The sequence below is a fragment of the Bacillus sp. FSL R7-0685 genome, from assembly GCF_038002425.1.
Taxonomy (GTDB): Bacteria; Bacillota; Bacilli; order Bacillales; family Bacillaceae; genus Bacillus; species Bacillus subtilis.
The window spans coordinates 1216875-1236031 of sequence record NZ_JBBOCN010000001.1 but is presented as its reverse complement, the minus strand read 5'-3'; the positions used below and the strand labels follow the sequence as shown (position 1 = coordinate 1236031).

23 protein-coding genes, 1 tRNA gene, 2 pseudogenes and 1 riboswitch are annotated in these 19157 nt (G+C 43.6%); of the genes and pseudogenes, 15 read left to right on the top strand and 11 right to left on the bottom strand.

The window, feature by feature from the left end:
- Positions 1–302: 302 nt before the first annotated feature.
- The 4 genes and pseudogenes from MKY50_RS06505 to MKY50_RS21730 all read left to right on the top strand — a co-directional run bounded on the left by MKY50_RS06505 (position 303) and on the right by MKY50_RS21730 (position 2994).
- Positions 303–824: a hypothetical protein gene (locus MKY50_RS06505; protein WP_069150193.1), complete on the top strand. Its 522-nt coding sequence runs from the start codon at positions 303–305 to the stop codon at positions 822–824.
- 12 nt (positions 825–836) lie between these two features.
- A complete protein-coding gene (locus tag MKY50_RS06500) occupies positions 837–1184 on the top strand; it encodes a DUF4064 domain-containing protein (RefSeq protein WP_010329852.1) in 348 nt (115 codons plus the stop codon).
- 71 nt (positions 1185–1255) lie between these two features.
- Positions 1256–1758: pseudogene (locus MKY50_RS06495) on the top strand (ImmA/IrrE family metallo-endopeptidase).
- Positions 1759–1779: 21 nt separating this feature from the next.
- Positions 1780–2994 (top strand): annotated as a pseudogene (locus MKY50_RS21730) (tyrosine-type recombinase/integrase).
- Positions 2995–3124: 130 nt separating this feature from the next.
- Here the strand turns inward: MKY50_RS21730 and MKY50_RS06470 are convergent.
- Positions 3125–3197, bottom strand: a tRNA-Val gene (locus MKY50_RS06470).
- 172 nt (positions 3198–3369) lie between these two features.
- Between MKY50_RS06470 and MKY50_RS06465 the strand changes: the two genes are divergently transcribed.
- On the top strand, positions 3370–4560 hold the full coding sequence (locus tag MKY50_RS06465; protein ID WP_341116338.1) for a DUF819 family protein: 1191 nt from the start codon (positions 3370–3372) through the stop codon (positions 4558–4560).
- A 69-nt stretch (positions 4561–4629) separates the two neighbouring features.
- Positions 4630–5175, top strand: a complete 546-nt coding sequence (locus MKY50_RS06460; RefSeq protein WP_069322528.1) for a GNAT family N-acetyltransferase — start codon at positions 4630–4632, stop codon at positions 5173–5175.
- Between the two features lie 32 nt (positions 5176–5207).
- Here the strand turns inward: MKY50_RS06460 and metC are convergent, their stop codons facing one another.
- Positions 5208–6380, bottom strand: a complete 1173-nt coding sequence (metC, locus tag MKY50_RS06455; RefSeq protein WP_069322527.1) for a cystathionine beta-lyase — start codon at positions 6378–6380, stop codon at positions 5208–5210.
- Positions 6373–7494, bottom strand: a complete 1122-nt coding sequence (gene metI, locus MKY50_RS06450) for a cystathionine gamma-synthase/O-acetylhomoserine thiolyase (RefSeq protein ID WP_015715681.1) — start codon at positions 7492–7494, stop codon at positions 6373–6375. Before metI ends, metC begins: the two co-directional genes overlap by 8 nt.
- A gap of 67 nt (positions 7495–7561) precedes the next feature.
- Positions 7562–7682: riboswitch (SAM riboswitch) on the bottom strand.
- Positions 7683–7849: 167 nt separating this feature from the next.
- Here metI and MKY50_RS06445 point away from each other — a divergent pair.
- Genes MKY50_RS06445 through MKY50_RS06435 form a run of 3 tightly spaced genes read left to right on the top strand, consistent with a single transcriptional unit; the run spans position 7850 to position 9550 of the window.
- Positions 7850–8572 carry an esterase family protein gene (locus MKY50_RS06445; RefSeq protein WP_029317626.1) on the top strand — a complete coding sequence of 241 codons (723 nt, stop codon included), beginning with the start codon at positions 7850–7852 and terminating at the stop codon, positions 8570–8572.
- 36 nt (positions 8573–8608) lie between these two features.
- Complete coding sequence (locus tag MKY50_RS06440) at positions 8609–9124, top strand: YjcG family protein (RefSeq protein WP_003232861.1); 516 nt, start codon at positions 8609–8611, stop codon at positions 9122–9124.
- A gap of 3 nt (positions 9125–9127) precedes the next feature.
- Complete coding sequence (locus MKY50_RS06435) at positions 9128–9550, top strand: GNAT family N-acetyltransferase (protein ID WP_015252333.1); 423 nt, start codon at positions 9128–9130, stop codon at positions 9548–9550.
- Positions 9551–9622: 72 nt separating this feature from the next.
- Here the strand turns inward: MKY50_RS06435 and MKY50_RS06430 are convergent, their stop codons facing one another.
- A complete protein-coding gene (locus MKY50_RS06430) occupies positions 9623–9877 on the bottom strand; it encodes a hypothetical protein (protein WP_042977867.1) in 255 nt (84 codons plus the stop codon).
- Positions 9878–9993: 116 nt separating this feature from the next.
- Between MKY50_RS06430 and MKY50_RS06425 the strand changes: the two genes are divergently transcribed.
- Positions 9994–12273: an ATP-dependent helicase gene (locus tag MKY50_RS06425; RefSeq protein ID WP_341116337.1), complete on the top strand. Its 2280-nt coding sequence runs from the start codon at positions 9994–9996 to the stop codon at positions 12271–12273.
- A gap of 73 nt (positions 12274–12346) precedes the next feature.
- Here the strand turns inward: MKY50_RS06425 and spoVIF are convergent, their stop codons facing one another.
- From spoVIF to yjcA, 4 genes are all read right to left on the bottom strand, one after another.
- Positions 12347–12601, bottom strand: coding sequence for a sporulation-specific transcription regulator SopVIF (gene spoVIF, locus MKY50_RS06420; protein WP_003232870.1), 255 nt, complete (start codon positions 12599–12601; stop codon positions 12347–12349).
- Positions 12602–12733: 132 nt separating this feature from the next.
- Positions 12734–12880 (bottom strand): sporulation protein YjcZ, encoded by a 147-nt coding sequence (gene yjcZ / locus MKY50_RS06415; protein ID WP_015252337.1) that lies wholly within the window; start codon positions 12878–12880, stop codon positions 12734–12736.
- A gap of 81 nt (positions 12881–12961) precedes the next feature.
- Positions 12962–13168 carry a hypothetical protein gene (locus tag MKY50_RS06410; protein WP_017695696.1) on the bottom strand — a complete coding sequence of 69 codons (207 nt, stop codon included), beginning with the start codon at positions 13166–13168 and terminating at the stop codon, positions 12962–12964.
- A gap of 281 nt (positions 13169–13449) precedes the next feature.
- Positions 13450–13806, bottom strand: coding sequence for a sporulation protein YjcA (yjcA, locus tag MKY50_RS06405; protein ID WP_014476457.1), 357 nt, complete (start codon positions 13804–13806; stop codon positions 13450–13452).
- A 159-nt stretch (positions 13807–13965) separates the two neighbouring features.
- Between yjcA and MKY50_RS06400 the strand changes: the two genes are divergently transcribed.
- From MKY50_RS06400 to cotZ, 5 genes are all read left to right on the top strand, one after another.
- Positions 13966–14352 (top strand): spore coat protein, encoded by a 387-nt coding sequence (locus MKY50_RS06400; RefSeq protein WP_029726269.1) that lies wholly within the window; start codon positions 13966–13968, stop codon positions 14350–14352.
- A 39-nt stretch (positions 14353–14391) separates the two neighbouring features.
- Positions 14392–14715: a hypothetical protein gene (locus MKY50_RS06395; protein WP_015252340.1), complete on the top strand. Its 324-nt coding sequence runs from the start codon at positions 14392–14394 to the stop codon at positions 14713–14715.
- A gap of 94 nt (positions 14716–14809) precedes the next feature.
- On the top strand, positions 14810–15322 hold the full coding sequence (gene cotX / locus MKY50_RS06390; protein WP_015252341.1) for a spore coat protein CotX: 513 nt from the start codon (positions 14810–14812) through the stop codon (positions 15320–15322).
- Between the two features lie 151 nt (positions 15323–15473).
- Positions 15474–15962, top strand: coding sequence for a spore coat protein CotY (gene cotY / locus MKY50_RS06385; protein ID WP_014479465.1), 489 nt, complete (start codon positions 15474–15476; stop codon positions 15960–15962).
- Between the two features lie 127 nt (positions 15963–16089).
- Positions 16090–16539: a spore coat protein CotZ gene (gene cotZ / locus MKY50_RS06380; protein ID WP_014479464.1), complete on the top strand. Its 450-nt coding sequence runs from the start codon at positions 16090–16092 to the stop codon at positions 16537–16539.
- A gap of 92 nt (positions 16540–16631) precedes the next feature.
- On the opposite strand, the gene cotO is transcribed toward cotZ, so the two are convergent.
- The 3 genes from cotO to thiD all read right to left on the bottom strand — a co-directional run bounded on the left by cotO (position 16632) and on the right by thiD (position 19143).
- Positions 16632–17315 carry a spore coat protein CotO gene (cotO, locus tag MKY50_RS06375; protein ID WP_341116335.1) on the bottom strand — a complete coding sequence of 228 codons (684 nt, stop codon included), beginning with the start codon at positions 17313–17315 and terminating at the stop codon, positions 16632–16634.
- Between the two features lie 100 nt (positions 17316–17415).
- A complete protein-coding gene (gene fabI, locus MKY50_RS06370; RefSeq protein WP_003232896.1) occupies positions 17416–18192 on the bottom strand; it encodes an enoyl-ACP reductase FabI in 777 nt (258 codons plus the stop codon).
- 135 nt (positions 18193–18327) lie between these two features.
- The gene (gene thiD, locus MKY50_RS06365) at positions 18328–19143 is read right to left on the bottom strand and encodes a bifunctional hydroxymethylpyrimidine kinase/phosphomethylpyrimidine kinase (protein WP_003232898.1); all 816 of its coding nucleotides are present in this window, start codon (positions 19141–19143) and stop codon (positions 18328–18330) included.
- Positions 19144–19157 lie beyond the last annotated feature (14 nt).

Here is a 19157-nt window from a genome sequence, read left to right as displayed (position 1 = left end):
ATAACAAACACATTATTCTTTATTTATTATTATTGTTTTATTTTGTTTAGTTTAATTAGTTCTGAACACTTCGCCTCAAAATTTGAGGTAAACTATTCAGTTGAAATCATTTCAACCTCAAATCTTTGAGGTTATATTCTCTTTCAACCGCAAATTTTGAGGTAATCCATTAAGTAAATTCACCATCTTATCCCCGTTGATTTTAAGAATCTATTAACATTTTTGGCGAAATCCTCTTGAATTTTTGGCAGTTTTAGCCGATTATTAATAGGTATTCTAATTTATGAACTGGGGGAATTAGGTTGAAAAAGTGGTTCGTTTTATTCATGTCTTTAGGACTAGCGCTTGCGTTAGCAGCATGTAGCTCTACAGATGATGTCTCTACAGGGAGTAGTGATTCAAAAGACAAAAAAACTGAAGAGACTAAAGATGACGGCTCTAAAAAAGTCGATGCAAGCAAACAATCTGCTGAAGCTCTGGGAATGAAAGTTAACCTGGGCGATGTAAAGATCATGAAAGACAAGATAAACGTTGGTATAAACATTGAAAATACTACTGACAAGGTCCTGACTTTCTATCCAGACCAAGGAAATGCAGTAATTGGCAGCATGCAATTATCAGCAAACATGTTCTTGACTGATGGAGAAGTTGGCGGTGAAGTTCAAGGCGGCGTTAAACAAGAAGGAGTTCTTGAGTTTTCAGCTCCTGATGGAAAAGAAATTGATGTTAATAGCGTTAAAGAAATCAAATTAAACTTCGGTGATGTTACAACTGATGACTTCATGAATACTAAAGCAGTAACAATTAAAGTACCAGTTAAGTAAGGGGATTTTGAAATGAAAAGAACAACTGAATTTGTTTTAGGTCTAATTGGTGGAATTTTTGGATTTATAGGAGCCTTTTTGGCATTAATTGTTGGTGGTCTTGATGCCTCTTTTAACTCATCTGGCACAAGCGATATTATCGGTTTAGGTTGGGGCGCTATCTTCCTCTCCATTCTTGGTATTGTTGCTTCTGTAATTATTAGAAAGAAAGCAAAATTGGGTGGAATTTTACTTCTTATATCTGGTATCGGTGGCCTGATTTGTATTTCTTTATTCTACTTACTGCCTGCTGTTCTTCTCATTATCTCAGGCATAATGGGACTCGCAAGAAGAGACAAAACAACGACGACAGCAGCGTAACGAAGAGCCCTTCAAAGGGCTTTTCTTTCACACTAAAAACAGAACATACATTCCCACCAGGTGGTGCTATTATGACAATTCAGTTATCTCATCTAGAAGAAGAAGTAAAGAAGATTTATACAAAATTGAATATGTTTACTCCTGAAGAAGTTGACATGGAACGGATTGCGGCTGCTTTTCAGATTTGGATACACTACGAAAAAAAGGCAGCAGCATGTTTTGTATAAATGGTCTTTATAGCATGGTTTTGGATTCAAGGACTTCTCATCAACAACAATGGGAGGACTTTGTCCGTGAGCTCGGGCATGTGATTAAACACTGCGGGAACCAATTCAATATGAATCGTATGTTCCGCCAGCTTCAAGAGTATCAAGCCAATAGTTTCATGTATCACTTTTGTGTACCGACATTCATGCTCGAAAAGATTTCGTTGCCGCGCATGCAATCGGAGGCTATAAAGTTAATTGGAGATACCTTTAACGTCACATACCCTTTTACAGCTAAACGGCTTGAAATGTACAAAAGAAAACTGTTTTCTATTCTCTGGCATCAAAAGCTTTATCAAGCAAATTAATTTGAACAAGGAGGTAGCCACATGGTTAGTATTGAAAGGCGCAGTGAAAAATCTTTTAGATTAATAGTCGAAAATGGATATGATGACAACGGTAAAAGAGATAGAAAAAAGAAATCGACTCGTATCGAAGATCCAAAAATATTAAAGTCTAAACGGAAATTACAGGAGTATCTCGAAGATCAACTGGACCGTTTCAGAATTAAAGTAGAGGCCGGCGAGTATATTGCTCCTGAAAAATCTACTGTTGAATCATTTGCAGTGCAGAGAAATGGGTCGAAAAGAAACTCTTTAATAAAAATGGAAAGCCTTACTCTTTTACAATATCTGTTAAGTATTCAAATCACTTAAACAACCACATTCTCCCTGCATTATGTCATAAAAAAATAGACAAAATAAAAAGTCTTCATATTGTTGATTTTATTGATATTTATCTAAAGATGGAGCTAGAAAAGATGGAAAGCCTGGCGGATTAGGAGATCAAAGATATATTTAAAATTCTGCAAGCATTGTTTAAATCCGCAACAAAGGAATGGAAATTGATAAAAGATGATCCTATGGAGGGATTGAGTTCACCTGAAGCTGAGAATAAGGAAATGAACTTTCTTGAATCAGAAAAAGCAGCTGAATGTATTAAAGTGTTGTATGAAATAGATATTAAATGTCGTTTATATTATCTTGCAGCTCTGATCGGCGGGCTTCGTAGAAGAGAAGCTCTTGCTTGCGAATGGCATTTGGATATAGATTGGGACAAAGGTAGAATATACGTAAATAGATCAATTTCTAAAACAATTAATGAAGAACCCCATGTCAAAAGTCCAAAGTCAAAAAGTTCTCAACGATTCGTTAAAATGCCTGATTTTTATATGGATGAGTTGGCTAAATATTATCGCATATGAAAAAGAAAAATTGTTGCTTAGCGATGCCTGGGAAGGCGGAAAACATCAATTTGTATTTCACAGTGGTAAAGGAAAACCTTACTACTATACAACCCCTACCGCAAAATGGACTAAAATTAAAAAAGAAGTACGGCCTAAAAGATGCTCGTCTTCATGACTTGCGGTGGCTCTCCTTATGGAAGCTGGCGAAAGTCTCAGTGCTATCCAAAGAAGAGCTGGACATGCCAGTACTCGAACAACTAGTGATATTTATGGCCACGTTACCGAGAAACTCGAAAATAGCACAGTAAAACACTTTAACCAGTTCGATCCTAGAAACCTAGCACAAAAACAGAGTTGATTTTGAAATTCTTCTTCAAAATCAGCTCAAAAAAATAATTTCGTCCCCAATTCGTCCCCAACTCGATGAATGATGACAAATCAATAAATAAGCAAAATAAAAAACCCTTGCTGCGCAAGGGTTTAAGCTATGATTCCGACTGGGCTCGAACCAGCGACCTCTACCCTGTCAAGGTAGCGCTCTCCCAGCTGAGCTACGGAATCATGATATGTATGTGTTGCTGGGTATGTTATTGTCTTTCTGACAAGTTCTATTATATAACCTTCCCTTCTATTCGTCAACTGCTTTTTTAGAAAAACTTTTTTTGGACTTGCTGTTCCGTTCCCCGGCTATTATAATATGTCTTAATTTTCTAACAATAGAGGTGATGGGGTTTTGCATTCTTTGATCTCTTCCGATGATGTTTGGGTATTATGGGGGTTTATTGCGGTGTGGGCGGCAGTGAGTATCGGGCTGGAGCAGCGCTTTAAGTGGGCTTCTGCTGTGTCGGGCGCTATTATTGCCCTTGCAGGTGCTATGGTGTTTACAAATGTAGGAGTGCTTCCTGTTGAGTCGCCTGTGTATTACACTGTGTGGTCTTATGTGGTACCACTGGCGATACCACTTTTATTGTTTCAGATCAATGTTAGGCAAATTTTTAAGGAAAGCAGGCGTTTGCTGTTTATTTTTCTGATTAGCTCCGTTGGAACAGTGCTTGGCAGTATCCTGGCTTTTTTTCTACTCAAACAGCATATTCCCTATCTCGATAAAATCGGCGGGATGATCAGCGCCTCTTATATCGGCGGCGGGGTCAACTTTGCGGCGATGGCGGCAAAATTTGAGACGCCTGGTGAATATGTGTCGGCTACCGTTGTGGCTGATAATTTTATGATGGCGCTTTTGTTTTTTATTTTAATCAGCATTCCTGCACTCAAATGGTTTCAGCGGCATTATGCCATGCCGTTTGAAGAGAAGGTAAAAGCCGATGGAAACAGCGGAAACAGTGCTGAAAGCTATTGGAAACGGAAGGATATTTCCTTAAAGGATATCGCATTTAATGCCGGTGCCGCTTTCGCACTTGTTGCGGTTAGTATGAAGGTTTCCGGTTATTTTAAAAGCATTTTTTCTCATCCCCTGCTGACCGGTACGCTTGGCGATCAGTACCTGGTGCTTACGTCTTTAACTGTTCTTATCATTTTTCTTTTCCCGCGTTTTTTTGAAAGGCTCAATGGATCTCAGGAACTTGGAACCTTTTTGATTTATTTGTTTTTTGTGGTGATCGGCATTCCTGCAGATCTCCGCTTAATCGTCACGAATGCGCCTCTTATTCTATTATTCGTGTTTATCATTGCGATCAGCAATTTAGCAGTTTCCTTAGCTGCCGGAAAATTGTTCCGCGTGCGGCTTGAAGAAATTCTGCTCGCCGTCAACGCTACTGTCGGGGGACCGACGACTGCGGCTGCGATGGCAATTGCCAAGGGATGGCGGGAGCTTGTCGCCCCGATCATGCTTGTCGGTACGCTCGGCTACTTAATCGGCAACTATGTTGGCACTTTTATGGGAAATTGGTTTTCTTCCTTCTTATAAAAAGGATATTTGCATTTCCCTGAGAATAATGTAAGAGGAATGCTGACACGAGAACGGAGAGATCACTGTATGTTAAAAGGAAAAACCATTTATGTTAGACCTTTAGAAGTAACGGATGCCGAAGAAAATCTGCGGCTGCAAAGTGAAAATCGAGATTTCTTCGAACAGTTTTCTATGATACGCGCAGACGATTATTATACGATTGAGGGGCAAAGAAAACGAATAACCGAGTATCAGCAAAGACTTGAGAAAGATGAAGAATATCATTTTGGCATCTTTACAGCGTCAGACGATAGATTAATCGGGACGGTTTCGCTCTTTCAAATCATCCGCGGAGCGCTGCAAACTGCGTTCATTGGGTATTTTTTAGACAAAGCCCATAATGGAAAGGGCATTATGACAGAGGCAGTCAGATTGGTTGTTGGTTATGCGTTCCACGAATTGAAACTGCATCGGATTGAAGCCGGTGTGATGCCCCGTAATCTCGGGTCCATGCGTGTATTAGAAAAAGCAGGATTTCACAAAGAAGGCATCGCCCGAAAAAATGTAAAAATTAATGGCGTTTGGGAGGATCATCAAGTCCTCGCGATTCTGAATCCTGATGATGAACAATAATAAAAGAAGCCGGACCATCCCCGGCTTCTTTTTTAACGAACCGCAACTGGAGCAATTTCTTTCAGCGCTTGTTCGAAATCGTGTTCTAAATCGTCTGCATGTTCGACGCCCACACTCAGACGGAGCAGGCCATCAGTGATACCGCGTTTTTCACGCTCTTCCTTAGGCATTGCCGCGTGAGACATCGTTGCCGGATAGGACAAAATCGATTCCACGGCGCCAAGGCTGACAGCGAAGACCGGCAGTGACACATTCTCGACTAACTTCTTAACGGCCTCTTTGCTTTCAAGCTCAAAAGATAGCACGGCGCCCGCTCCCTTCGACTGACTTTTATGGGTTTCAGCGCCGGGATGATCAGCCAGTCCCGGATAATACACGCGCTTCACCGCCGGATGCTTCTGGAAAAATTCCGCAAGCCGCTGGGCTGTTTGACTCGCTTTCTCTAAACGGACCTGCAATGTTTTTAATCCGCGCAGGACAAGCCAGCAATCCTGTACGCCAAGGACGGCGCCGAACGCGTTTTGCAGCTTATACAGCTGCTTCCCAAGCTCTTCATCTTTGACAGCAGCCAAACCTGAGAGCACATCGCTGTGTCCGCTTAAGAATTTTGTCGCGCTGTGAAGTACAATATCCACGCCGAGGTCAAGCGGTCGCTGCAGTGCCGGTGTCATGAATGTATTGTCCAGAAAGGTCAGACAGCCGTTTTCTTTTGCAAGCTGAACAACCGCTTTAATATCCGTAATCCCAAGTGTCGGATTTGACGGTGTCTCCATATAAATGACCTTTGTGTTCGGCTTGATGCTCCGCGCCACTTCATTACGATCCGTCATGTCGACAAACGTATGCTCAATGCCAAACCGGGTCAGCACCTCTGTCACCATACGGAAGGTTCCGCCGTATACATCTTCTGTCACAAGAACGTGATCACCCTGTGACAGCAGTAAAAATGCTGTTGAGATGGCAGCCATGCCTGAACTGAAAGCAAATCCTCTTGTTCCGCCTTCCAATGCGGCAATTGTTTCTTCGAGAGCTGTTCTTGTCGGCGTGCCAGAGCGGCTGTAATCATATGCCCCGAACTCTTCAAATGAAGATTGGTGAAAAGTCGAGGCGTGCTGAATCGGTACACTGACCGCCCCGGTTCCGCCGTCTGTTTTAAATGGATTGTGCACGAGCTGGGTTTCCAGCGTCCAATTGTGTTTACTCAAATGAAACAGCTCCCTCTTTGACCTGACATAATGCCTGTTTTAGATCCTCTTTTAAATCTTCCGCATGTTCAATACCGACAGAAAAGCGCAGCAACCGATTGCACACCCCGTTTGCGATGCGGATCTCTTCAGGAATATCCATGTGCGTCTGGGTCGCAGGGTATGTAATAAAGCTTTCCACCCCGCCGAGGCTTTCTGCAAAACAAATGGTCTTCAGTGCTTTTAAAAACGGATTGACCCATTCTTCTTTTTGCAGACGGAAGGACAGCATGCCGCCTTTTCCGGGATACAGCACATCCGAAATTTCTTCCTGCTCTTCTAAAAAAGCCGCAAGCTCCTGCGCGTTTGCCTGATGCTGACGCATTCTGAGGCTCAGCGTCTTCATTCCTCTCATCAGAAGCCACGAATCAAATGGCGGCAGGACGGCGCCGATCGCATTTTGATGCTGAAACATTTCCTCTCCGAGCTGCTCATCCTTCACCACGACAAGTCCAGCAAGCAGATCGTTATGCCCGCCTAAATACTTGGTTGCGCTGTGAATGACAATGTCAGCTCCCAGCTCTAGCGGCCTCTGCAAGACCGGTGTATAAAATGTATTATCTACGATCAGCAGAAGACCGTGCTCCTTTGTCATCCGGGCAATATGTTCAATGTCCGCCTCCTGCATGAGGGGGTTTGTCGGCGTTTCCACAAACACCGCTTTTGTATTCGGCGTAATCTTAGAGCGTAAACAGTCCTCATCGCTGAAATCATCATAATGAAAAGTCAATCCGTATTTTTTCCATTCATTTTCAAATAAACGGTACGTGCCGCCATATAGATCCGATGAAACGATCAGTTCATCTCCGCTTTTAAACAGCGCCATAATCGTTTGGATAGCAGCCATTCCCGAACTAAAAGCAAGCCCTCTCGCGCCGTTTTCTAAGTTAGCGATGGCGTCCTCAACAAGCTGGCGTGTCGGATTTTTTGTGCGGACATAATCAAATCCGGTAGATTCTCCGATCCCTCTGTGGCGGTATGCTGTTGATAAATAGATAGGAGCACTCACTGTTCCCGTGACTTCATCGCTACGGTTCCCAATTTGAGCTAATTTCGTTTCAACGTGCTGTGACATATAGCTGACACCTTCCCTTTTCAAAATAAAAACCCCTTCTTCATAAGAAGAAGGGGTTTAACGCTTCTTCTTATCTTCCAAGCATAAAAAACGCTTGCTGGATTTAGCACCTTGGCGCTTTGCACATGCAAAACAAGCCGGTTGCTGAGGTTTCTAAGGGCCAGTCCCTCCACCTCTCACGATAAGAAATATCGATTTAAATTTTCTGATTGTTTTATATTAGCGCAATTCACAGTTTATTTCAACACTTTTTTCTTCGTGAACCGAACCGTTTAAAGAGAGAAATTTCTAATAATTCATGGTACAATAATTGAAAATGCAAGAAAGTATAGTGATGTCCTGGAGGAATGTTTTTATGGCACCGAAAAACGGCACAGTGCAAGAAAAGAAATTCTTTTCAAAAGAGCTTAACGAAGAAATGACCTTGCTTGTTTACCTGCCGTCCAACTACTCCCCGCTTTATAAATACCATGTCATTATCGCGCAGGACGGCCACGATTATTTCAGGCTGGGGAGAATCGGCAGACAGGTTGAGGAATTGCTGTCAAAACACGAAATAGACCGGAGCATTATTATCGGTGTTCCCTATAAGAATGTAAAAGAGCGCAGAAACACCTATCATCCGGAGGGTTCAAAATTTTCGGCTTATAAACGGTTCATCGCCCATGAGCTCGTTCCTTTTGCAGATGATGAGTATCCAACCTATCAGATCGGTTACGGCCGAACGCTGATCGGTGATTCGCTCGGAGCAACCGTGTCACTTATGACAGCGCTTGATTATCCGAATATGTTTGGCAACATCATCATGCAGTCTCCCTATGTTGACAAACATGTACTAGAAGCCGTGAAACAGTCAGGCGATATCAAACACCTCTCTATTTATCACCAAATCGGAACAAAAGAAACTGACGTCCACACGACAGACGGGAACATTCTGGACTTTACAGAACCGAACCAGGAGCTGAAGCAGCTGCTGGAGAAGAAACTTTCCGATTATGATTTTGAGCCATTTGACGGAGACCACAAATGGACATACTGGCAGCCGCTCATCACCCCGGCGCTGAAAAAAATGCTTTAACACTCTATCATACTTTATTTCCAGGAGGGACATAATATGAAATATGGAATCGTTTTATTTCCATCAAAAAAGCTCCAAGACCTTGCAAACTCTTACAGAAAGCGCTATGACCCAAGCTACTCTCTAATCCCGCCTCATTTGACGCTGAGAGCATCCTTTGAATGCGCGGAGGAGAAAGCGGATCAGCTCGTATCACATTTAAGAAACATCGCAAAAGAGTCCCACCCACTCGTTCTCAAAATGACAAAATACAGCTCATTTGCGCCTGTCAATAATGTCATTTACATCAAAGCAGAACCGACGGAAGAGTTAAAAACACTCAATGAAAAGCTATACACCGGTGTGTTGGCAGGAGAACAGGAATATAATTTCGTTCCGCATGTGACGGTCGGCCAAAATCTTTCCGACGATGAGCATTCAGATGTGCTGGGACAATTAAAAATGCAGGAAGTGTCGCATGAAGAAATCGTTGACCGTTTCCACTTGCTTTACCAGCTGGAAAACGGATCGTGGACAGTATATGAAACCTTCTTGCTAGGCAGAGGAGAATAATGTTTGAAAGCAGTTATCGCAAAAAATGAAGACCAACTGAAAGATGCATTCTATGTAAGAGAAGAAGTCTTTGTCAAAGAACAAAACGTGCCTGCTGAAGAAGAAATTGACGAACTTGAAAATGAGTCAGAGCATATCGTCGTGTATGACGGTGAAAAGCCTGTCGGTGCCGGAAGATGGCGTATGAAGGACGGCTACGGCAAGTTAGAGCGGATTTGCGTACTGAAAAGCCACCGCTCAGCCGGTGTCGGCGGCATCATTATGAAAGCGCTCGAAAAAGCCGCGGCAGACGGAGGCGCTTCCGGTTTCATTTTAAACGCGCAAACACAGGCTGTGCCGTTTTACAAGAAACACGGGTATCGCGTGCTTTCTGAAAAAGAATTCCTCGATGCCGGCATCCCCCACTTACAAATGATGAAGGACTGAACGCATCCGGATCTTTTTGAGATCCGGATTTTTTCCGCATATAAAAAACCGTTCTCTCGTATGAACGGTTTTTTATACATATCGATTAATATATGTGCCCATTCCTTTTTCTCGCAATCTCTTATAAAGAGAGCGCTTACGTTTCATCTCGTTTACCTTTCTTTCAGCGGCCGTTTGATTCTCCTGCTGCTTTTCCAGTTCTTTGTATACCCGCTGAAACGGGACATAGCTGATTTTTTCGGTTCCGGCATAATCCTGCTTATGTCCAGCCGTTCTATTAGCATATTGAGCGTATTGCTGGTTCTGAATTTGACCTGCATATATCATACAATACCCACCCCTCTGCTGTCTCTTTTCCCTTAAACTTACTTTTTGAAACACATTTCTTTTGATATGATAGTCATTGTCTGTAATGAACACCTTTTGATTGGGAGGACCCCTTTTTGAAATGCGCCCGACTGAATGATAGAATCATACATTTACATACATATTCGAGAGAACATTATCAATTCCTCTTTGAAGAGGGAATAAAAGGACATTTATTTTGTTCTCATTGCGGAAAGCCCGTTTTGTTACGGCTTAACATCGCCGATCCGCCAGAGTTTATCCATCGCCAGCCAGGCGATTTTCCGGCATGTGAGGAGGCGTGCGAACCGAAGCCCTCTAAAGAGGGGAAAAAAGAAGATGATCAGGAATCTGGTGTCATTCGTTTACCCAAGGGAAAAGCGATCGCCGCTGACCCGTCCCCAGCTGTTACAGAATGGCACCGTCCTAGAAGCATTAAACCAGGAACACCATTTGTGCCAAAAACAATAGAACCCGATACGAGCCTTTTTCCGTCTGTCGGTTTAAACACGGATCAGCTGAAAGCTGTCACGGAAACAGAGGGCCCGCTGCTCGTGCTTGCAGGTGCGGGGAGCGGAAAAACACGGGTGCTGACAGCCCGTGCCGCCCACATGATCGAACACTTAGGCATACCGCCTGAAAATATGCTGCTTGTCACCTTTACAACAAAAGCTGTCGCTGAAATGAAAGAGCGTATGGCGAACCAGTACGGATTACAGCCGGCAAAAGTCAGAAGACTTGTGACAGGAACATTCCACAGTCTGTTTTATAAGATCTTGTATCACTCTAATTCTGCTAAATGGAACGGTGAGCATCTGCTGAAAATGGAGTGGCAGCGGGAACAATATATCAAAAAAGCACTCTATGAAGAAGGCATCGATGAGAAAGAATTCCCAGTTGACCAAGCTCTGCAGCAGATCGGTTTTTGGAAAAACACTTATGTCCCAAATGAACGCATCCCTCTAAAAGATGAGTGGGAAAAACAAGTTTATCGTTTATATGAACATTATGAACGCCAGAAAAAAGAACACAGCCAATTTGATTTTGATGACATGGCTTCAGCCTGCTATGAATTGTTTATCGAGCGGCCTGACCTTCTGGAACAATATCAATCTCGGTTTACGTATATCTTAATTGATGAGTTTCAGGACATTAATCCGGTTCAATACAAAATCATGCAAATGCTCGCCAGCCCGGAGCAAAACCTGTGCTGTGTCGGAGACGATGACCAGTCCATCTACGCGTTTCGCGGAAGCAATCCGTCTTTCATTCTTGATTTTCAAAAGGATTATCCGGGAGCGAAGACGATCTATTTAACTGCGAACTACAGGTCTACGCACCCGATCGTCTCTAGTGCTGATATCGTTGTGAAAAAGAACAAAAACAGATATGCCAAAACGCTTGAAGCGGCCCGCGATGACATTCAGGTCCCTGTGCTGTTTTATCCTTATGATGAAGAGGAAGAAGCCACAATGGTCGTTTCCGATATCAAAGAAAAAATTCAAAATGGAGCCAGTCCAGAAGACTTTGCGGTTCTTTACCGCACAAACAGCGGAGGCCGTGCTATATATGAAAGGCTTCATCAATCGTCAATTCCGTATACAGCTGACCGCGGCGTCCAATCGTTTTACAGCAGACGGATCGTCCGCCAGATTCTCGCCTACTTGTACGCCAGCCAAAATGAGGATGACACCGAGGCGATTAAACATTTGCTTCCCGCCTTGTTTTTAAAACAGTCCGCTTTGAATACGCTGAAGGCGCTCTCGATTACAGAGGACTGTACCATGATCAAAGCGCTGGCCAAATTGCCTGATCTGAAGCCATTCCAGCTGGACAAAATCAAGAAAATCGTACCGTTTTTTGCAAGCCTCCGCACAATGAAACCCGTAGAAGCCATCACCTTTGCAGAAGGAAAAATGGGCTTCTCCGAATATTTAAAAAAGCGGGGCAATGAGGGCAACAAGCTGGAAAAAGGCTCTGATGACCTGCGTGACATCAAGGTTGTCGCCAAGAAGTTCAAAACGATTCCTGACTTTCTTGCCCACGTAGACCATATGAGGGCCGCTGAGAAAAACAGAACGGATGAACATGGCGTTCAGCTGATGACCATTCACCGGTCAAAAGGACTTGAATTCAAAACAGTCTACGTGTTAGGCACTGTAGACGGCTCGATTCCGCACGATTTCTCATTAGAAACGGCAAGAAAAGGAGACGAGGCCGCTCTTGAGGAGGAAAGACGCCTTTTATATGTAGCCATGACCCGGGCGAAACAGCATTTATATTTGTCTTGCCCCGCTAACAGGCGCGGCAAAACAGCCAACCGCTCAAGATTTTTGTATCCCCTGGTACAGAAAGCAAGACAGCCCTTGCATCATTAACAGCCCGGCAGATTACTGCCGGGTTTTTACTGTAAAAAAAGGCCCGCTGCAGTGAGTCAGCCAGGCCATCCACTTATTTATTATCCATCATTTTAGAAATCGTGCCAAAATCAAGCTTTTCTTTTCCGCTTGTAATAGATTCCACAATTTTATCTTCTAATTCTTTTGGCACGCGTCTGTTTGCCATCTGCGCTACGCGGTTAATCACACTGCGCACTGTATTTTCATCTTTAAAATTAGCGTTTTGGAGTGATCCGGCAAGATTCATTACATCCTGCATCTTCACACCTGTTTTCTTTTCGATGTTCTTAAAAAATTGATTATCCATAATGCGCCTCCTTTTGGCGGAGTAATACGGTATTGTATGAATGCACATAATACAATGTGCTTTTCCAACATTTTTAAAAATAAACACAAGGCAAGGAAGCACGGGTTATAACCCGTACTTCCTCAATACATCTTAAAAGAAAGATGCACCTACGATGATGAGGAGAATGAATAATACGACCAACAAAACAAATGTTGAACCATAGCCGCCGCCGTAACCGCCAGCATAACCGCCATAACAGCCGCCGTAGCCGCCGCCGAATCCGTATCCAAAGCCCATAGATAAGCACCTCCTTTACTCTCTATACACTATGTGAGCTGCTTGGATCGGCTTGGATATTCGCATAGGGCGTTTGCGGATTTATGATTGATCATATTGAGCTTGATGTTTCTTAAGTAAGGCCTCCGTTTTTTCAGCCAGCTCTTCAATCTCATCTTCAAATTCCAGACCGGCTTTATCAAATGCATCCAAGTCTTTTCTGATACGGCCCATCGTGTCTTCATACTCTTTTTGCTTTTGTTCGTGTGGTTCATATCTTCCTTCTATCCATTTTTCAAACTCATTCACTTTTATCCCCCCGCTTATGATATATGCTGAGCGAGGCCGCCCCGTTAAAAAAACAAAAAACCGGAGTTCTCCGGTTTCTTTGCCAGGCTATTGAGGCTTTTTCTTTTTATTTCCGCACCCGCAGCCTTTCTTTTTTATCTTTTTTGATTGATACGATGAATCTGTATATGGAGATTTTTGGGAAGGTTTATGATGTTGGCTCATTTTTGTCCCCTTCCTTTCCTTATGTCATATATGCTACTTTATGCTGATGCTAGTGAAAAGTTGCTGGTGGTAACGCCTCATTCTTGCAGCCATTTTGATACGAGCGTTTCTATGATGCCGGCAAGGCCGGCGATCGCCAAAAGTAAAATCAGCCACTGCGCCGCTTGCGGGATCAACGCCTGGCATAAAATCAAAAAGCCGGCGCACCACACGCCTGTGCACCAATAGCAGCTCAGCAATTCACCAATAAACGCCCTGACACCGGTTCCCTTAATCACGATATAGGTTTCAATGTTCCCGTCCGCATCCTTTTCTTCCTTCTCTTCATGAAACAGACTGCGAAGCGGCGCCATAATCGTGTCAAACACCAGCAGGCGGGCGAGCCGAAAGACCGCAAGCGATAGAAGAACAATTGTCAGCCCATTTATAACCACTCGTTCACTCCTTTGCCAATCATGATCCCTTCACATATATGCGAAAACCCTATTCTTCATGAATTGTATCTTGTCCGGCAGAAAATTGGTTATTTTTATTATTCCGCTCGGCACCCCATTTGCATTATATAGAGTATGGATAAGAAAGGAGTGAAGGTTATGTCATTTGAAACAAAAATTGAATCCCTGCATCCTGACATATTTGAGCAATTATCAAGCGAATTCGAGCAGCAGATCGAAGTGATTGATTGCGAAAATATCACAATAGATACGTCACATATAACAGCTGCCCTTTCTATACAAGCCTTGGTTACAACATTGATTATCCTGTTGACACAGCTCGTTATTGCCGACGAGGACTTGGCCGACACAGTAGCAAGCGAAATACTCATTCTTGATAACTCTCAAATCAAAAAAAGAACCATCATTAAAATTATCAACAGCCGAAACATCAAGATTACTTTGTCTGCAGACGAAATAATAACCTTTGTACAAATCTTGCTTCAGGTGTTAAACAGTATGCTCCTTGAATTCGACATCCTTTAACCCTTTCTTTTCACAAACTAAAAGTTGAGGTGAGAACAAATGTCAGATAACGATAAAATCAAAGAAGAGCTTGAAAAGCTCCCAGAAGTTGATCCAATGATGAAAATGCTGGTCCAAAACATATTTGTAAAACACGGCATCACAAAAGACAAAATGAAAAAAGTATCAGATGAAGAAAAAGAAATGCTTTTGAATATGGTAAAAGACCTGCAAGCGAAATCAGCGGAGCTAGCTGAAAAACACAAGAAGAAAAAAGAAGAAGAAGCCGTACAAGAGCAAAAGAGCGATAAACCGCTTAGCCGCAGAGAGCAGCTCATTGAACAGCTCAGACAAAGACGGCAAAACAATAACAATTCAAATTAATCATAAAAAATAGGGCACATCATCAAGATAAATGCCTCAGTCAAAGTAAGAGGCTCGCTCATTTAATAACAGTAAAAGAAAAGGAGGAATAGATATGGAAAGCAGACCATACTCTTGGGTTGCACTTGATCCTGACTGTGACCATCCGTTAGAGCACAAAGAGAAAGAAAAAGAAGAAAGAAAATGCAATTGCGATATTTGCTGCAATAACAATGGGTTTGGCAATGACAACAACGCCTTTATCGACCAAGATCTAGCTCAGGCAAATCTCAACAAACAAGTCTCAGATGAGACAATTATTATTAGAGACTCTTGTGACATCAACGTTTCATCTACAGACGTTCAAGCCGTAACATCTATTGTAACAGCGCTTAATGCAGCTGTCTTGACAGTAGCTCTCACCTCCATTGCAGATGGCGTTATTGCTGAATTAGTCGCACAAGATTTATTGCAGCTTACAGCTAACAAGCAAGTAAACCGCCAGAAACTTCTTATCGAATGCTCCCGCGGCGTAAACGTCACAACAGTAGATGCCGATATCGCAACCCTTGTCTCTACAGCTACAAACGTTCTGATCGCTGTCCTAGTCATCACTCTTGTCCTCTAGAACCTAAAAGCAGAGCTAAAAACGCTCTGCTTTTTCTTATTTTCCAAGCATATGATGAATATATAGACGTTCACCCACACCAAGTGGGGCACGGGTACATATGTTGTTAAGGACTAAAGTCAAATACCCTATAAAGAAGGAGCTGAAATCAATGAGCTGCGGAAAAACCCATGGCCGGCATGAGAACTGTGTATGCGATGCAGTGGAAAAGATTTTAGCAGAGCAGGAGGCAGTTGAGGAACAGTGTCCGACTGGCTGCTATACAAACCTTTTGAATCCGACAATTGCAGGTAAAGACACAATTCCGTTTCTCTTGTTTGATAAAAAAGGCGGATTGTTCTCCACATTCGGAAACGTGGGGGGATTTGTGGATGATATGCAATGCTTTGAATCCATTTTCTTCCGCGTTGAAAAATTATGTGATTGCTGCGCAACACTGTCTATTTTACGCCCTGTCGATGTCAAAGGCGATACCTTAAGTGTTTGCCACCCTTGCGACCCGGATTTCTTCGGGCTAGAAAAAACAGATTTCTGCATTGAAGTGGATCTCGGATGCTTCTGCGCGATTCAGTGCCTGTCACCAGAGCTAGTTGACAGAACATCGCCTCACAAAGATAAAAAGCATCATCACAATGGATAAACACTTGTAAAGAGGAATCCCCTTCCAAACTCTATTACAGGTGCAAATCATTCAGCTGCTTCCAGCGTGAGGCAGCTGACTCTCCATCATTTCGCCAGTCTCAAATTTATAAGGCAGGAGGGATAATATGAGCCAGAAAACATCAAGCTGCGTGCGTGAAGCTGTAGAAAATATTGAAGATCTGCAAAACGCTGTTGAAGAAGACTGCCCGACCGGCTGCCACTCTAAGCTTTTATCTGTAAGCCATTCGTTAGGCGACACAGTGCCTTTTGCAATATTTACATCAAAATCAACGCCATTAGTCGCCTTCGGAAATGTCGGCGAACTCGATAACGGCCCTTGCTTTAATACAGTATTTTTCAGGGTCGAAAGAGTGCATGGAAGCTGCGCAACACTGTCATTATTAATCGCATTTGACGAACACAAACACATTTTGGACTTCACCGATAAAGATACGGTGTGTGAAGTGTTCCGACTCGAAAAAACGAACTACTGTATTGAAGTTGACTTAGACTGCTTCTGCGCAATCAACTGCTTAAATCCTCGATTAATCAATCGTACACATCATCAGCATTAATCATAAGCTGGAAAAGCTTGCAAGCCTGCAGGCTTTTCTCTATGTAAAAAAGCTGCCCGGCAACATCAGCCGGGCAGCTTTTTTCTTTTTCGTTAAAAACCGAGCGGGTGCAAAGAGGTAATATCATCGATTGCCAGTTCGGTTGGGGCTCCGTTTCCGGTTGTTCGAAGCAGGACGGAATCATTTCTTCTTCCGACAATCACGCCCCTGTACGTTCTTCCATTGGCTTCAATCAAACAAAGCGCTCTCGGCATGTTATGAGGCAGCTTTGTTAAAAAATCAATTTTTTCGTGGATCGTCATCTTGCTCATCGGTTTTTTCACTTTTCGTGCCGGCGGTGCTTTTTCCTCCGCTTTATCAGCACTATGGACAGCTTCCGGTTCTTTCTCAGGCTTCCGGGTCTCAAGTGCAGGCTCTTCCTTTTTTTCTGCTTTCGCGGGCTCGTGTTCGACGGTTTCTTCTACGGCCTGCGGCTCTGCTTTCTGTTCCTCCTGGCTTTTTATGTTCTCTGGTTCTCTCACCTCTTGAGTTTGCTGACTCACTGGTTCGGCTGCAGGCTTTTGGTCTTCTTGCAGGACATCCTGTGCCACAGCTTCCTCCTGCTGCTTCTCATGGTAAGCCGGCTTTTCCTCAGCTTTTGGCGGAGCGGGTTTGTCGGCCTTTCTTTTGATGACAATCTCCTGCATGGATGACCTTGTAGTTTCTGCATAATCCGGCTGAACAATATACATGAGCGGTTTTTTATCCGCGTTTCTTTTCTTATTAGACATCTTCATCCCTCCGATTGTGTCATATTCTATCTATATGACAGAAAGCTGAAAATCAGAAGAAATAAAAAAGCAATCCCTATTCGGGATTGCTTGAAATAGATCCTGCTTAGCGGGCAGTGATATGGAAACCTGAATCAACGTGAAGATTTTCACCTGTAATCCCGCGGGACATATCGCTGAACAAGAACGCAGCTGTATCGCCCACTTCTTCAGGTGTTGTCGTGCGGCGAAGCGGTGCACGCTCTTCGATGTCTTTTAAGATAGAGTTGAAATCGCTGATGCCTTTAGCAGATAATGTTCTGATCGGGCCGGCAGAAATGCTGTTGACGCGGATATTTTCTTTTCCTAAGTCAGCAGCTAAATATTTCACACTTGCATCAAGAGAAGCTTTTGCTACACCCATGACGTTGTAGTTTGGCATCACAAGCTCTCCGCCAAGGTACGTCAAAGTGACAATGCTTCCGCCTTCAGTCATCATCGGACGTGCCGCTTTGACAACAGCAGTCAGAGAATATGAGCTGATGTTATGAGCCAAAAGGAAGCCGTCACGATTTGTGTTTAAGTATTCGCCGACAAGTTCTTCTTTGTTGGCAAACGCGATACAATGCGCGATACCGTGGATTACACCGACCTGCTCCTTAATGCTTGCGAAGCAAGTTTCGATTTCTGCGTCGTTTGTAACATCGCAAGGAAGGATGATGGAGTCGTTGCGGTCTAATGTTCCGGCAAGCTCGTGAACGGATTTCTCCAGGCGTTCACCAGCGTATGTGAAAATCAAACGTGCACCCGCTTCATGTAAAGAACGCGCAATGCCCCAGGCGATGCTGCGTTTGTTGGCTACCCCCATCACAACAATGTTGCGGCCTTCAAGTGAAAAATTCATATGTATAAAGCCTCCTATATTTAATAAAGACATAGTATTAGTACCTGATCTTAATTCCTATCATATCATAACCTTGTCCAGATGAAAAGCGCATACCGTAGGAAACGCAAAAGAGATCACCATCAGATGGTGATCTCATCGGCTTGTATTTAAGCTGTTTCGTTTAAAAGCGAAATGGTTTGTCGGCCCGTGTCCTGATCCGATGCCGAGCGTATTTTCCACCGCTTCGCGGACAAAGTTGGCCGCAATCTCAAATGCCTGATGGATGCTGTCTCCTTTAGCCGTTTGGGCCGTTAAAGCCGCAGCAAAGGTGCAGCCTGTGCCATGCGTATGCTTCGTATTGATATAAGGATGGGTGATTTGCATAAACATGCTGCCATCAAAAAGAAGGTCAGTAATGTGATTGTCCTCAGGCTGGTGCCCGCCTTTGATAATGACATGCTGCGCACCCATCTTGACGAGCTGCTCTGCTGCTTTTTTCCGGTCATCCAGCGAGCTGATTGTCATTCCTGTCAGCGTTTCTGCTTCCGGGACATTCGGCGTAATCGCGTAGCTTCTTGGAATGAGCAACTCCTTTAAGGTGGCAACTGACTCATCACGCAGCAAGGATGCCCCGCCCTTTGCGATCATAACCGGATCAACAATTACACGATTGAATCCGTACTCGTCAATTTTTCTTGCCACTTCTTCAATCATGTCGGCATTCCAGAGCATTCCCGTTTTGACTGCATCCGGTCTCAAATCCTCAGCAACAGCGTCAATTTGCTGTCTCAACGCCTCTACAGTCAGCGGATGCACCCCATGAACGCCAAGCGTATTTTGAGCGGTTACCGCTGTAATCGCAGACATTCCGAATACATCAAGCTCTTGAAAGGTTTTAATATCAGCTTGTATCCCTGCGCCGCCGCCTGAATCTGATCCGGCGATTGTCAATGCTTTATATATACTCATTACACTACACTCCT

Bases quoted from the DNA above. Each gene is read 5' to 3' on its own strand.
- MKY50_RS06440 (WP_003232861.1), top strand. From the start codon at position 8,609: ATGAAATATGGAATCGTTTTATTTCCATCAAAAAAGCTCCAAGACCTT.
- MKY50_RS06460 (WP_069322528.1), top strand. From the start codon at position 4,630: ATGTTAAAAGGAAAAACCATTTATGTTAGACCTTTAGAAGTAACGGAT.
- cotO (WP_341116335.1), bottom strand. From the start codon at position 17,315: ATGAAGATGTCTAATAAGAAAAGAAACGCGGATAAAAAACCGCTCATG.
- MKY50_RS06395 (WP_015252340.1), top strand. From the start codon at position 14,392: ATGTCAGATAACGATAAAATCAAAGAAGAGCTTGAAAAGCTCCCAGAA.
- cotZ (WP_014479464.1), top strand. From the start codon at position 16,090: ATGAGCCAGAAAACATCAAGCTGCGTGCGTGAAGCTGTAGAAAATATT.
- spoVIF (WP_003232870.1), bottom strand. From the start codon at position 12,601: ATGGATAATCAATTTTTTAAGAACATCGAAAAGAAAACAGGTGTGAAG.
- MKY50_RS06500 (WP_010329852.1), top strand. From the start codon at position 837: ATGAAAAGAACAACTGAATTTGTTTTAGGTCTAATTGGTGGAATTTTT.
- MKY50_RS06430 (WP_042977867.1), bottom strand. From the start codon at position 9,877: ATGATATATGCAGGTCAAATTCAGAACCAGCAATACGCTCAATATGCT.
- MKY50_RS06400 (WP_029726269.1), top strand. From the start codon at position 13,966: ATGTCATTTGAAACAAAAATTGAATCCCTGCATCCTGACATATTTGAG.
- cotY (WP_014479465.1), top strand. From the start codon at position 15,474: ATGAGCTGCGGAAAAACCCATGGCCGGCATGAGAACTGTGTATGCGAT.
- MKY50_RS06445 (WP_029317626.1), top strand. From the start codon at position 7,850: ATGGCACCGAAAAACGGCACAGTGCAAGAAAAGAAATTCTTTTCAAAA.
- fabI (WP_003232896.1), bottom strand. From the start codon at position 18,192: ATGAATTTTTCACTTGAAGGCCGCAACATTGTTGTGATGGGGGTAGCC.
- cotX (WP_015252341.1), top strand. From the start codon at position 14,810: ATGGAAAGCAGACCATACTCTTGGGTTGCACTTGATCCTGACTGTGAC.
- yjcZ (WP_015252337.1), bottom strand. From the start codon at position 12,880: ATGGGCTTTGGATACGGATTCGGCGGCGGCTACGGCGGCTGTTATGGC.
- metI (WP_015715681.1), bottom strand. From the start codon at position 7,494: ATGTCACAGCACGTTGAAACGAAATTAGCTCAAATTGGGAACCGTAGC.
- thiD (WP_003232898.1), bottom strand. From the start codon at position 19,143: ATGAGTATATATAAAGCATTGACAATCGCCGGATCAGATTCAGGCGGC.